The sequence below is a fragment of the Pseudobdellovibrionaceae bacterium genome, from assembly GCA_023898385.1.
Classification (GTDB): domain Bacteria; phylum Bdellovibrionota; class Bdellovibrionia; order Bdellovibrionales; family UBA1609.
The window spans coordinates 2,993,577-3,006,967 of record CP060220.1 but is presented as its reverse complement, the minus strand read 5'-3'; the positions used below and the strand labels follow the sequence as shown (position 1 = coordinate 3,006,967).

The 13,391-nt window shown below is 46.4% G+C and carries 16 protein-coding genes; 8 read left to right on the top strand and 8 right to left on the bottom strand.

From position 1 onward, the window contains the following. Window positions 1–1,257, top strand: coding sequence for a phosphoribosylamine--glycine ligase (gene purD, locus H6626_13850; protein ID USN47253.1), 1,257 nt, complete (start codon window positions 1–3; stop codon window positions 1,255–1,257). After that, window positions 1,254–1,895, top strand: coding sequence for a threonylcarbamoyl-AMP synthase (locus H6626_13845; GenBank protein ID USN47252.1), 642 nt, complete (start codon window positions 1,254–1,256; stop codon window positions 1,893–1,895). The genes purD and H6626_13845 overlap by 4 nt, the downstream gene beginning before the upstream one ends. On the opposite strand, the gene H6626_13840 is transcribed toward H6626_13845, so the two are convergent. From H6626_13840 to H6626_13830, 3 genes are all read right to left on the bottom strand, one after another. Next, entirely contained in the window at window positions 1,860–2,372 is a 513-nt protein-coding gene (locus tag H6626_13840; GenBank protein ID USN47251.1) for a hypothetical protein, read from the bottom strand. The genes H6626_13845 and H6626_13840 overlap by 36 nt on opposite strands. 511 nt (window positions 2,373–2,883) lie before the next feature. Continuing rightward, window positions 2,884–3,096: a DUF4143 domain-containing protein gene (locus H6626_13835; GenBank protein USN49045.1), complete on the bottom strand. Its 213-nt coding sequence runs from the start codon at window positions 3,094–3,096 to the stop codon at window positions 2,884–2,886. Window positions 3,097–3,429: 333 nt separating this feature from the next. Further along, entirely contained in the window at window positions 3,430–3,696 is a 267-nt protein-coding gene (locus tag H6626_13830) for a hypothetical protein (GenBank protein USN47250.1), read from the bottom strand. A 384-nt stretch (window positions 3,697–4,080) separates the two neighbouring features. On the opposite strand from H6626_13830, the gene H6626_13825 reads away from it, so the two are divergent. The 3 genes from H6626_13825 (at window position 4,081) to H6626_13815 (ending at window position 7,030) form a co-directional block, all read left to right on the top strand. After that, window positions 4,081–4,773 (top strand): hypothetical protein, encoded by a 693-nt coding sequence (locus H6626_13825; GenBank protein ID USN47249.1) that lies wholly within the window; start codon window positions 4,081–4,083, stop codon window positions 4,771–4,773. 242 nt (window positions 4,774–5,015) lie between these two features. After that, complete coding sequence (locus tag H6626_13820; GenBank protein ID USN47248.1) at window positions 5,016–5,819, top strand: hypothetical protein; 804 nt, start codon at window positions 5,016–5,018, stop codon at window positions 5,817–5,819. 365 nt (window positions 5,820–6,184) lie between these two features. After that, window positions 6,185–7,030 carry a flagellin FliC gene (locus tag H6626_13815; protein ID USN47247.1) on the top strand — a complete coding sequence of 282 codons (846 nt, stop codon included), beginning with the start codon at window positions 6,185–6,187 and terminating at the stop codon, window positions 7,028–7,030. 222 nt (window positions 7,031–7,252) lie between these two features. Here H6626_13815 and H6626_13810 read toward each other — a convergent pair whose 3' ends face one another. Both H6626_13810 and H6626_13805 read right to left on the bottom strand, forming a co-directional pair. Next, on the bottom strand, window positions 7,253–7,492 hold the full coding sequence (locus H6626_13810; protein USN47246.1) for a hypothetical protein: 240 nt from the start codon (window positions 7,490–7,492) through the stop codon (window positions 7,253–7,255). A gap of 25 nt (window positions 7,493–7,517) precedes the next feature. Next, entirely contained in the window at window positions 7,518–7,673 is a 156-nt protein-coding gene (locus H6626_13805; protein ID USN47245.1) for a YgiT-type zinc finger protein, read from the bottom strand. A 206-nt stretch (window positions 7,674–7,879) separates the two neighbouring features. On the opposite strand from H6626_13805, the gene H6626_13800 reads away from it, so the two are divergent. Genes H6626_13800 through H6626_13790 form a run of 3 tightly spaced genes read left to right on the top strand, consistent with a single transcriptional unit; the run spans window position 7,880 to window position 11,095 of the window. Next, entirely contained in the window at window positions 7,880–8,713 is an 834-nt protein-coding gene (locus H6626_13800; protein ID USN47244.1) for a flagellin FliC, read from the top strand. Window positions 8,714–8,757: 44 nt separating this feature from the next. Beyond that, on the top strand, window positions 8,758–9,441 hold the full coding sequence (locus tag H6626_13795; protein USN47243.1) for a hypothetical protein: 684 nt from the start codon (window positions 8,758–8,760) through the stop codon (window positions 9,439–9,441). A gap of 34 nt (window positions 9,442–9,475) precedes the next feature. After that, a complete protein-coding gene (locus H6626_13790) occupies window positions 9,476–11,095 on the top strand; it encodes a hypothetical protein (protein USN47242.1) in 1,620 nt (539 codons plus the stop codon). Between the two features lie 111 nt (window positions 11,096–11,206). Here H6626_13790 and H6626_13785 read toward each other — a convergent pair whose 3' ends face one another. The 3 genes from H6626_13785 to H6626_13775 form a co-directional block, all read right to left on the bottom strand. Beyond that, complete coding sequence (locus H6626_13785; GenBank protein USN47241.1) at window positions 11,207–11,971, bottom strand: RES family NAD+ phosphorylase; 765 nt, start codon at window positions 11,969–11,971, stop codon at window positions 11,207–11,209. After that, a complete protein-coding gene (locus H6626_13780) occupies window positions 11,937–12,356 on the bottom strand; it encodes a DUF2384 domain-containing protein (GenBank protein USN47240.1) in 420 nt (139 codons plus the stop codon). Before H6626_13780 ends, H6626_13785 begins: the two co-directional genes overlap by 35 nt. Window positions 12,357–12,637: 281 nt before the next feature. Continuing rightward, the gene (locus H6626_13775; GenBank protein USN47239.1) at window positions 12,638–13,387 is read right to left on the bottom strand and encodes a hypothetical protein; all 750 of its coding nucleotides are present in this window, start codon (window positions 13,385–13,387) and stop codon (window positions 12,638–12,640) included. Window positions 13,388–13,391 lie beyond the last annotated feature (4 nt).

The following is a 13,391-nucleotide window of genomic DNA, read 5'->3' as shown; positions in this document are numbered from 1 at the left end:
ATGAAAGTTTTAGTTATTGGCAAAGGCGGACGTGAACACGCTCTCGTACGAAGTCTTGCTCATTCTCCGAGCGTTAGCGAGATCCATTGTGCTCCCGGCAATGACGGTATGAAAAAAATGGCTCTGTGCCATCGGGTAGACACTGCGAACTTTGATGCTGTTGAAAATTTAGTAAAACGCACCGGAGTTGACCTTGTTGTAATTGGTCCTGAGGCTGACCTTGTCAGTGGACTTGGTGATCATTTGCGTAAAAAGGGATGCCGAGTGTTTGGCCCAAGCCAGCCGGCGTCGCAACTTGAAGCCAGCAAGATTTTCTCAAAACAATTCATGGTCGATGCGGGCGTGCCTACGGCGGCTTTTGTCATTGTAGACAGTGTGGAATCCACGTTGTCACAGGCTCTCAGTTTTACCCCTCCGTATGTCTTAAAAGCCGACGGCCTGGCTGCGGGAAAGGGCGTTTTTATTTGTGACACCCTTGAAGACCTTAAAGAGGCGGCCGTTCAGTTGTTCGAAAAAAATATTTTAAGTGATGCCGGCAAACGGGCTCTATTGGAGCAGCATCAGTCCGGCTGGGAGCTGAGCTATCTCGTGCTTACCAATGGCTCCGACTACACGCCACTTCCATTGTCGCAAGATCATAAACGGTTGCTTGAGGGTGATAAGGGTCCGAACACCGGTGGCATGGGTGTGGTTGCACCGCTCACAATTGATCAAAACCTCGACTCTGCCATACACACAACCATACTTGAACCAACCATTGCCGAGATTGCAAAACGTCGACTCGACTATCGCGGCATATTGTATGTGGGCATCATGGTCACTGATTCAGGTCCAACGGTGCTTGAGTACAACGTTCGCTTTGGCGACCCCGAGGCGCAAGCTCTATTGCCATTGGTAGATGAAGAATGGGCTAGCATTCTAATGGCAGTGGCTCTTGGCGATTTGCCGCCCGTGAAATGGAAATCCCTATTTTCAGCCTGTGTGGTCTTGGCGGCACCAGGATACCCTGAAGCTCCTGAAAAAAACCTTTTGATTGAAGGCGACCTCGATAAAGAACTTCCATCCAGTTATTTTCTCCACGCAGGCACTAAGAAGAACGACAATGGCCAATGGGTCACCGATGGCGGCCGAGTTCTCAATGCCGTGGCCGTGGGGTCGTCATTTGCCGAGGCCATTGAGAATGCCTACAAACAGGCTGACAAAGCCGGCTGGGTAGGTCGTCAGATGCGGCGGGATATCGGCAATAAGGTGTTATGAATAATCTGGATGAAGTTGTTCGACACTTGGGCCAAGGCGGCGTTATTGCCTACCCCACTGAGACCATCTGGGGCTTGGGGTGCAATTGGGATAAGCCAAAGGCCGTTAAACGTATTTTTGAAATCAAAGGTCGCCCCCCTGAAAAGGCCGTCAGCGTCTTGGTTTCAGGACCGGATATGGCCGCCAGATATGTGGTCCTCGACCCTAGCACAACAAAACTTCTAGAGACTTTGTGGCCAGGCCCGGTGACATTTGTGTTACCAGCGCTCCCAGGGGCGCCAGAGTTCATTCATGGCGGCACTCAATTTGTGGGGCTTAGGTGTTCTCCCCATCCCACAGTCAGGGATCTCATATGGAGTAACCAAATACCGATCACAACAACCAGCATTAACCGATCTGGTGAGCCGCCAGCCCGACAAAGACAGCAGATTGATTGGTTGCCCTCTGATGTGATGATCGTAGAGGAGCCTGCCGCGGCATCTACCAATAGCAGTGGTCAAGGCAGCACGGTCATACGCATAGACAAACACACCTACGAAATCTTACGCCATGGTGATCAAGACAAGGACATCTTGCTGGCCGCCTTAGACATGCTCGGATTTTTACCAAGACCAATTCACAGCCAACGACAGTTGTGATGATCCCACATGATAATCTAAGTTGGCATTCACGTAGCCGTGATAAGTGAATTTTGTTTTTTGAGAAGCAGGGTCCAGGTCCCACTCCACAGAGTGGGTGGCGTCACCCGCTTCATCTTCAGAAATGTCTGCTTTCATGGTGAAACCCTCGACCACTGCCGTCTCGCCCATGGGGCTTGCAACGACTTGTTGTTTAAGCCAGTGACCGGCCATTTGCTCAGCCATTTGCGACTCTGAGTCTCCATGTAAACTCAGCGGAATATATTTGGCCATATTGATCTGATCAGAACCAAACTCTCTATAAGCTTGTTCCCAATATTTTAAATCGAGGGACGGGCTATCATCATCCACCACGGACGAGTGGGTCCAATTAAAAACAGTAGGATCAACAGCCGCCAATGAACTACTTAGACACAAGAAGCTTGTGGCTAAGAGTAGTACACCCAAAATTGCGTTGTGTTTCCCACGTTTTGACATTTATTTCTCCCCCAGTTTAGCCCACGCTTGCGTCTCATTTTGATACGATCAAGCGCTCAAGATATTAATATTAAGAGCAAAAACCGGTCCGGCCAGAAGCCATCTATTGGGCACTGACAGCGTTAAATGCCCCACAAAGTGGCAGATGTTGAGGGATTGGACAATTTTGCTAGTTAGGATACGCTAACAGCGGGCTGGAGAGAGTTTTTTTCCTTTCTTTGTTCAGCACTGCTTTATATCACTGTCGCCCACGGGCCCATTAACATTCTATGTGGTGTACGTTCGATTGCCAAAACTAGGGTTCAGAAAAAAAGCCGGAATTAGAGGCTCATTGGGTTCTTTGCTTGAAACGCAGGTCGAGCGAGTAAATCTACCAAACGCCATACCTTTCATTGGGCAATTCGGTGGGTTAGTAATATCGATGCAGAGATAAAATCTCTGTGGGGTCCAGGCACTTAATGTCTTGAAATTGCTGGCCGGCTAGTGAAACCAAGCAGGGCTCGAAGTCTGGTTACTGAGTACAAAATTTTTCTAGGCCAGCAAGTTCCCTGTGTGATGTAGGACTTGTTTTTATTTCTATGGCCCAGTGCTCACCCTTAGGGCCCTTGGCCACAGCATCCACCTCATAATTTCGGTCTTTCCAATAGCTGACATCCCAACCGGCCGCTATGAGTCTGGCGATAACTGCATTTTCAAAATACCAACCCCTTTTTTCTTCTGGGATAGATTGTGTTGCCGGGGGCCAACTAGGACCTGGATCAGCGGCTTTTCCTCACTCAATCGGGCCTTCAAAACTGCTTGAATCTGTCTATTTTTCATAATAATTACCGTGCGTTAGATCATGTTATTCGTTTTGTTAATTTGATTTTACAAAATGTTACTAGGGCCTGTCAGTTGGAGAGGGTGCTAGCCAAAACCCATTCTAATCACTCCACTTCCAAAAAATACAGACATATGACTAAGGAAGAAATGAAATTCACTCGCTGGATTTGCCAAAACCTAAGTGGCCAATACTTGGTGACCTTTAAATGCGTTGTTATGATTCACCAGCAATGGTCTAGAGAACGCCACCAAATATCCCCTCACAGGCGGGTGAGAAGATATTCTTTAGATTTTCATAGGGGTTTGACTTCAATGGATCATACACATCCCGTGCGTCGAGGTCTTCGCAGCTGAGCTGATATATATCATCGGCACATTGTGAAACAGCCGCTAAATGGGGGCTGAGAACACCATCATACACCGCATCTTCAACCTCTTCATAACTGGCGTACTGCCCTTCAGATAGACCTAATTCAGTATCGATATTTGTTTGTACACCCATTCCTGCTTGGCAGTCGTTCGCGGACAGTAAGTTGTAACAATTTGTCAGCTTAACACATACATATGATCGGAGAGTAAACAGACTATTGCTGTCAGAAGCAGGTTGTTTTTCTGGATTCCCGGTGCCTGTGCCCCATAGGCATCCCGTCAGCGACATTGAAATAAAAAGAACATAAAGGTATTTGCGTATACGGCCTGTATTCTCGGCGCCCCCTCTAAGGCTCGTTGCGCGTTGAGACTAACCTGTTCAAAGATATCATTTTGAATCGGTCTCTGGTGTTTCAGTTGATTTCAGACTTTTGGTCTCGCCAGGGACTGAAATCAATGGGACAATTAATTTGGTAATAATATCTTTCTAATGGATGAATCTGAAAGGTGGAGTCGAATGCGCTTTAGTATTTTGTCTATAGTTTTGTTTTTTAGTTCAGCTACTCTTTTTGGATGCTCAAATACCGACTCCGAAAATGTCAAAACTAAGGGAATTTATGCGAGCTTTGATGTTTCTGCCTCAAATGGGGCAGCTACTGCAATAGCGAAGTTTCAAGTGGGCGGACCCACGGGATCATTTCTAGATTTATCTAGTGGCGATTCAATTACGGTGAATGGACTTGTGCTGACTCGACAAGAATTACTCGGCATCATTGAGTACCGAAAATCGGTCCCCTATAGCGAAGGTGGCATTTATACTTTTGTCTTTTCTCGCGAAGACGAAGAACCGTACACATCAACGGTCACTCTCACAGAGGCTGTGACGATTTCATCGCCCACGGCGGGTGCGAATGCCACCAAGGGCCAGTCCCTGAGCGTGCAGTGGAATGCTGGGGCCGATGCATCTGATTCTATTTCGGTTTCCCTATCTAAACAGGGTGATGACGAAACTGGGTATTCGAGTAGTTCCCTAGTTTCTACGGCCAGCTCACACACCATTCCTGCTAGCGACACACTTACAGTGAATGGCGGCAATATACCTGCCACGGTCAGTGTGTTTAGAGAGCGCGACGGCCAAATGGCCGAAGGCCTAGATGGCAGCATTCAGTCCTCGCAGTATGATTCTGTGGACATCACTCTTGTTGATTAATGCAGTAGCCATAGTTCGGTAATCTTTAATGGAAATTTTCTGCAGCCACTGGTGAGTTTGACCAAAACACCCAGTCGACGTTAGAAATGCACCTGGATATAAACTGCGTGGATCGCAGAGCGCCTAGAGGCTTTACACTGTCTTAGGCTTACGCACTTCTTTTCTCGTAGTATCTATTATTTATCGTTGTCATGGCCCTTTTCTTGCTATTCTATAAGAGGTAGCCAGAGGGGGCGAAATTCATGAAGCTTCGAAAATACATTATAGGCAGTATTGTTTTGGTTTTAGGAGCAGGCATAACCGTGAGCTTTCAGAACTGCGAAGACGTCCAGTTTACGTCAATCCCCACAGCAACTGTAGATCCGAATGATCCAGGCCAAGGGGGGCTAGACCAAGACTTACCCCGAGATATACCCGAAATTCGTGATGAAGATGGAAATCTCATCTGCGAAGAAGGCAAACACTTTGGCATATGGCTAGATGAAAACGACGACGGTTCCATTGAAAACGAAAAGTTCTTGGGATCCATTGTGCCCTATCAAGGAGACAAATCGGCTGCTGAAAATTACAACTACTACAGCGCATCGGCCCATCCCTATATTGGACCAAAGCCTGATGAATTTTCATCACACGTATTTTTTTATGAAGGAAGCGACGGCCTCACCTTTAATTTTTATTTTAACATCGACGAAGGTGGCAGCCCCGACAACATAGTCAACTGGGACATGGAAACCATAGGTAACAGCAAAAAAGACGATGTCCTTCTCAGCGACGACGCCAACGAGCTTAAGCGCTCTGCAGAAACTCAAGAAGGCCATCAATACGAAGGTCGATTTCACTACTGGGACAACACAGACGGAGGCATAATAGGCCCCTTCGAAGGCGAAGACTTCTATATAAAGGTCAACGTCCTAGAAACTGGCGACATCCAAGACGCCACCTTCTACTCGGAAGGTGACAGAAAATTCTCCCTAAACAACGCCAACAACAAAGTGTCCTCATTCATAATAGGCTTCCTAGGCTACAAAAAATGCAAAAAACAATAAACTAGGCCAACCGAACCAAAGCAAAACTCACAAAACAAGGGCGACTTCCGCCAAGCGGAAAGCCAAACCACCATCCCCACCAAAACCAGGCTTTTGTTAGGGCGCCGTCTTAGCGGTGGGCACGGATCCAGCGAAGGGTGCCGCCGGCGAGTTCCGCAAAGCGGATGTCTGAGCCCGCCGGCACCCGTCGCTGGACCCGCGCCCACCGCTAAGACGGCGGCCGTGAAACCACCCCAACGTCCAGTTTTTCTCATTTTGAGATCATCCCCTAAAGTCTCATTCTGAAACGCCGAAGAGACAGGTAAGGAAGTATAACCCGACAGGTATCACGGACGGTGCCTGCGTTCTTCAAGGAGGAGGAAACAATGGGTTTAAGAATTAACACCAATACAGCTTCGCTGAATGCCCAGAGAAATCTGGTCGGCACGAAGTTATCCCTGGATAAGAGCCTAGAGCGATTATCGTCAGGGTACCGAATTAACCGAGCCGGTGACGATGCCGCTGGTTTGGCCATATCCGAAAACTTAAAGGCTCAGATTCGCGGTCTTAAACAGGCTTCGCGAAACGCCCAGGACGGGGTTTCTCTCGTTCAGGTGGCGGAAGGGTCTTTGAACGAGATCAGTGCTATTCTGATCCGTCTGCGCGAGCTTTCTGTACAGGCCGCTTCAGACACCATTGGCCCCGTTGAGCGACAGTTTCTCAACGTGGAATATGACCAGTTGGTTTCTGAGATCGACCGAATCGCAGATGGTACAGAATTTAACGGTACACAGCTGTTAAGTGGTACTGGTTCCATCTTGGATTTCCAAGTGGGAACTCGTAACGATCCAAATATTGACCGTCTATCTTTTGATTCATCAAAAGCCGATGCCAACGCTGCAGCATTAGGTGTGAACCTAACAAGTGTTGCTGATAAAGCGTCTGCACAAAATGCTTTAGGTGCTATTGACTCTGCCATTGTCAGTGTATCTGCGATGCGCGCGGATTTTGGTGCGATCCAAAACCGTTTGCAATCAACGATCTCTAACTTAGCAGTGTCGTTAGAAAACATGGCCGCTGCCAACAGCCGTATCCGCGATGTGGATGTTGCTGAAGAAACTGCTGAATTGACGAAGAGTAACATTCTTATGAATGCGGGCGCTTCGGTGTTAGCACAAGCTAACCAATCGGCACAGGTCGCTTTGAGTCTCTTGAACCGGACGTTTTCGTAACGTCTAACTTTAACGAGTTAGTCGGCGAAAACCCTTTGGTTTTCGAACTTTAGCTCACCCGTGTCGCGATGGAATGTGACGCGGCCCCGATGGTAACATCGGCTGGCCCTGAGTGTAAAAAATTGTTTCCTGCGATTGGAGTCGCCGTCTAGGCGGCGGCTCCTCTTTTTTTATTCACCAAAAAATTATCGCTAAGCATGCCGCAAGCAAACCCACCGACTCTCAAGGATCCCATAGCAATGCCTTTGCGCAAACCGTGTACTGCAATTCTTCTGGATCCACACGCAAATGGGAAAAATCGTATCCTACAAGCTTCCGTAGTTGATCATACACTTGTTGATGATGCTCACCATCGGGTCCGTAATGGCCAGAATCATTATTAATTTTTTCTAGAACGCCATCTGGACCATCTGAACTTTCGTGATATTTGTAGGTGGCGTAAAAATTCCCATCGAGGTCCATAACAAAAATAGCATAGTTAAAATCGTTACCAAACCGGTACGTGTCGAAAAGATGCCCGTCTGCTGGCCTTAAAGAGATTTTCTAGCACTTCTTCAGAAATATACTCTTCACCACAATTTCCGCAAACCCGACCATGAACATGCTCCCTTGAAGGGATTTCTTGGACGTTTGGCAGAGTCATAATGGGGTTTCTTTGCCCGCCCTTCGTTGAGGCTTGTCACCCACGTTAAAAACTAGACTTAAAGTTTTTTTGAGGCGTCCCGATATAAGACACGTATGAAGAACTGAGTCTTCATCATTAACGGACTATTCATTGAGGTACAGAATGTACCTTTTGCCACACGGAAGGCAAAACATCAGGAAGATGTGCCATGCAGGGAGGACAACATGGCACTGTATATTTCTACTAACGTTGCATCATTGAATGCACAAAAGAACCTAGCCGGCACTAATCGCCTGCTCGATCGATCACTTGCAAGGCTGAGTTCGGGTTACCGAATAAACCAGGCCGCCGACGACGCTGCCGGGCTAGCCATAAGTGAAAACCTCAAGGCTCAAATCAGAGGACTCAATCAGGCCAGACGAAACTCAAACGATGGTGTGTCTCTTGTGCAAATTGCCGAAGGGGGACTCAATGAAATTTCATCGATGCTCATTCGTCTTCGTGAGCTGTCTGTTCAGGCGGCATCTGATACCCTCGGAAACACCGAACGAAAATTTTTGGATGTGGAATTTCAACAACTCAAATCTGAAATTCAGCGAATTTCTGAAGTCACTAACTTTAATGGCCGAGACCTCCTTAATGGTACGGGCGGCATTATTGATATCCAAGTCGGCACCCATAATGATCCTTTTAAAGATCGGATTTCCTTTAACTCGGCCGCGGCCAACGCATCTGTAGATGCCCTGGCTTTGTCCGTGGAGGCTGTATCCAGTAAAGAGCAAGCCCAAACTAGTCTTGACGTCATCGATGACGCAATGGTTTCAATCAATGCAATGAGAGCCAATTTCGGAGCTCTTCAAAATAGACTGAATTCAACCATTCAAAATTTGATGGTGGCCAACGAAAATGCTGCTGCAGCGAACTCGCGAATTCGTGACACAGATGTGGCCGAAGAAACCGCCGAACTCACAAGAAACAGCATTCTCATGCAGGCCGGTATATCAGTGCTGACACAAGCTAACAGCGCCCAGAACCTAGCCTTGAAACTACTCAGCTAAATTTACACGCGCCTCTGGCCTGCCATTTGCAAGATGTGGCAGGCATGAGGCTTGTGATTTTCTTCATTTATATTCTTGTATTCTCGACCAGCGCTTCAGCTTCCGGTGTCGGATGCCGCTCGCAGCTCAGAAGTACCTCTATTGGCCACATGCCCGAATTCAACCGGTATTTGGACCGACAGGATCGATTTCAAGGCACCCCAGAATTCGAACTCGCCCTGCAGGCCCTCTCGAACACATTGTCGACTCTTCCCGTTTTAAAGGAAAAAATGCCTCTCAAAGACAGAATCTTAAGTGCCGTGAAGGGCCGATTTGCCAATAGTTTAGACGGATATGAAAAAATGAATACGGGCTCCCTTCAGGGTTATGTAAAAGCCCAACGCATAGAGAAAAAAGACGGAACCCATGGAGTGGTTCTGCAAATTGATCAATTGGCCTACATCGATAGCGAGGGGCTCCGTATCCCCGACGAACATCGCTTCATGGGGCAATCTGTGGCCTTAAGCCGGGTGACCGCTGCCATCGCTGTATTTGCAAACTCGTTGCTGTCGCAAGAGGGTGATCCAACAGAGGTTGTGCAAATTAAATTTGCCACAGTTAATGAGTGGCTTAAAAACACAATGGAAAAACGCGGGTTTTTAGCTACCAGAAAACCATTTCCTGGCGTATCAGAGGGGCTGGGTGAAGGGTATAAATACTGGGAGCTTGAGCTCACAGTAACTAAATAAATATAGATTTGATTTTTTTAAAAAAGGAATCGTCATGACTCTGATAAAATTTTTTGTGCTCGCTGTTTGTTTGGCAACACCACAGATCTTGTTGGCCAAAACTCAAAAATACGATTTGCGAGCCGAAACCGAAAGCTTTTTATTGTCAGTGAGTGGTGACCAATTTAATGCCGATAATTGCAGTGAAAAACTCAACGAAGCTTTTGATGCCCTCTATTCAACAAAACCCACTGACTTTGATGTTCAAAGGGCCATCAGCGAAATGCCTTCTATAATAGAAAACTTGTGGCAAAGTCGTTTATCTCTGCGCCAACGCCTTCGCGGCTTTATTAAATCTGAAGGATTTAGTAAGCAAGTGATCACATGCGCCACTTCTACCAAACAAGCCCTTCGCGCTATTAGATACCTAGAAGACTATGTGGGCGAACTCACACTTAAACCAGAGCCATTTGACTTCGATAAGTACGGCAAAAATAAACAAGTTAGAAAATCAGATCTCATAAATAAAAACACTCCACCCCACTTTTTGGTTCATCCCAGCTTTGATCAAATCACCATTCAATCAGGTGATGTGATTATCAGCCGAGGAAGCGCTTTCACCAGCGCTGCCATCGCCCGCATCGGCGAAGTAGACGCCCAATTTAGCCACCTTGCTCTTGTCTACATCGACCAGGAGTTCAACCACAGAGCTTATTCGCTTGAAGAAGCCATAAAGAGTCCGCACGTAAAGGTTATTGAAGCCCATATTGAGGTGGGCACCACTATTCGCACTTTTTCTGAGTATCTAGAAGATGGCAATGCCCGTCTTTTATTTTACCGGTTCCAACCCGAGGACCTCTCAGCTATAGAAGCCTCCGCTATGGCCCAACGGGGCGCTCAGTTCAGCTTTGATTTTGTCAATAATTACGTATCTCAGCAAAGAGCAAAACGCCTTCAGGGGTGGGACGATCCTGATTACGGCCACATTAGACCACCTATAAAAGAAGTTGATGTTAACGACAATGTTCCCTACGACTTTCAAATGCAACTTGGCGACACGTCAGAAGTGTTTTGCAGTGAATGGGGCTATATTGCCTACAACCATGTTGGCGTTAACCTCCCCCAGTTTCCCACAGCCATTCCTAAAGAAAATGCTCTTTCAAAAGCTCTTGGCATCACAGTGAAAGAGACCTTCGCTCCAGGCGACATGGACACAGAAACGCGATTCGTGCTGCAGGGCGAGTGGAGAGACTATAGAAAAGTGCGCAACATGCGCCACAAGGATGCCGTGTTAACAAAGATTTTTGAGTGGATGGAACAAGATCAATGGACCTTTGAAGTGGGTTTCACCAAAAACCTTCAGGCTTTGTTTGCTTGGATCACGCGACACATGGACCTTGAATTTACTAAAGATCAACTGCCAAAAAACATGACCGTAGAAGCTCTTAAAACAGTATTTGCTCTTGATAAGGTGGGCGCCGAATTACAAAAATACACCGAAGCCCGCGAAAAGATTTACATGGAAGAAACGGGCGGCCTACTTATGCCTTTTTCAGAAATGCTTGTTCAGCTGGAAACGGCACGAACAGACTTTGTCTGCAAGCCCTGGAGTCCTCTCTATGTGGTGATGGGCCAAACGGGTCTCAAGGTAAAAGATCGCAGTGTTTGTCGCTAGGTTCACAGAATCACAAGACTGACTCATGTTCCAATTTCAACTAGTTCGTTCCCCCTGCAATAACAGGCAACCCACTTTCTGCGCTCCGCTTAAATTCTATCGACCTCTACATCATGTTGAAATCACTGGAAATTTACCATCGACCAAGTAATGATCTCGATGGATTTCAAATCTCTTTTCTTTTGACTTATCGTACGGGGTGACAATAGCCGCTTCAGGCTTGATAACCACCAACCAGTGATCTTTTTGAATTCCCGACTCCATCTTAATTACTCTTGGCGTATAAATGCCATAGCTGAGTTCTTCACCTTTAGTCCTAGCCGAAAAATACTTAAAGGCCTCAACACCCATGCTCCTCATCTCCGACCCCAGCTGCTGGGAATCAACATAAGAGTCTGGCGCTGAAATACGATCTCTGTGTTGTGCGAAAGGCCTCTTTGTTAGGTCCACGCATTTTTTTGTTTTGATTGAGACCTTAAATGAAGTCATTGAAAAATTTTGCTCATCATACTTTAGCGCTGGTGAATGCTCTCTAAAAAGAAATCGATAGTAAATGGCCTCGTAAAAATCTGTTACCAAATTTTTAGCACCATACCAAATTCCTCGTTCAGTCTTTTTGCCAAATCTCGATCCATGCCTCAGTGGCGGGTACCGAAAGGGAGTGAATACTAGCTTGTCATCTGATTTGTCGTCTTTAGGAACCGGAGGTTTTTGATTTTCCAATAGCTCTTCAAGAATTTCGACTTCCTCGATGCTATCCACCAATTTAAACCTAGCCTGTTGAGCTTGGGCCTCAACAATTCTGATCGCCTTAAAGTTGGACGAAATAAAATCAGACTTCTTAACCCCGCATTGCGTCCAAATACTCTGTAACATTAACAACCCCTGTCGTTTTTTTCATAGCATCAATTGGCGAACAATTTAGATAAATATTTTCATTATTCAGCCATTTTCTAATTTGTTCTTTATCTTCCCCAATTAATGCATATAGGGATTGATATATTCTTATCAGTAATAAAGATTTATCTGCTTCGTTGGAGTCTAAATTAAAATAGTAATCGCCGCCATTTCTTATTCTAGAAATTGTGGCCGCGCTCACCTTCAAAATTTCTGATAACTGTTGATTGTTTAGCCCCAAATAGTCTGCGGCCCTTAACGTGGCCTTTCTAAGAACAAGTTTTTTCTTGTCATTATTATTGTCATCACTACCTTCGCCTTTTTTCGCTTTTCTCTCGGCTGCGACCGTATTCTTCAGCGCCATCTGCCCTCCTACTCATTTGAAATTATGCCAATATTTTATTTCATTTGCAAGTATGCTTCGCAAATCGGCGAGGCTTAACGCCTCCGGACATCAAGGCTACCTGATTCTAGCTCCGGCAGCCCCAGGACATTTCTCTTGCCCCCTTGGCCCTGGCAATCCACTCTAGGTGACCAATAGAGTACAAATATGTCCTGAAAAATCATTAGCTTAGTCACTCGCCAGAAGGGTCCCGCCTTGAAACGTGGCCTGCCGTGTGTGTTACTATTCACAGAAATGCCCAGTTAGCCGCCGGCCATTTGGGCTCGGCGTCTTAGGCGCACATAGAGTACATATATGGCTACCGCGGCCAACAGGTGCTTTGCGGTATGTCCACTCATTATTTGACTAGAAAATTGATAGATCTTTGCATCATAGTGTTCTGCTATCTTGGCGACAACGTACAAACTAAATGCAGCAAAGTACATCCACTTAAACGCGGCTTCCGAGCGAAACAACAATAGGGTTAAAAGCAGCAGTCCCAACGGAAAAAATTGAACCCATAAATACAAACGTACATCATTGAAATTGTACCAATAAAAAACACTGGCCACTCCCAATAGCAACAAGGGCACTAGCAAAGCCTTTTCAGCCCTTTCGTCCACAAATTCTGTCAATGTAGCCGACAACAAGCCCATAAACCCAAGAGTCATTGGCAGCCGGTCCCATACCAATGTGGCCGGCTGGGGGTCTAGATGATAATAAGTTGACCCTGCGGCAACCAATGTGACCCCTATAAATAGAGTCAACCATGATTTTTGTGCCGTCATCTGACTTCGCCGTGACACCACAAAAAAGCTGGCCCACATTCCTATTAACAAAAACGGTATATTCGAAGTGACGTCGAAAAAATTAGGTATCCCCAAAAACGCCCGCTGATCCACATAAGTGTAAAGGTAATGTTGGTACAAGGTGGCAGGTTGCCTAAATATATAAAACAACGTGACTGCAGCAAACAATATCAATGTGGACTTAGAAATTGAAATTGCTTTCATGGCC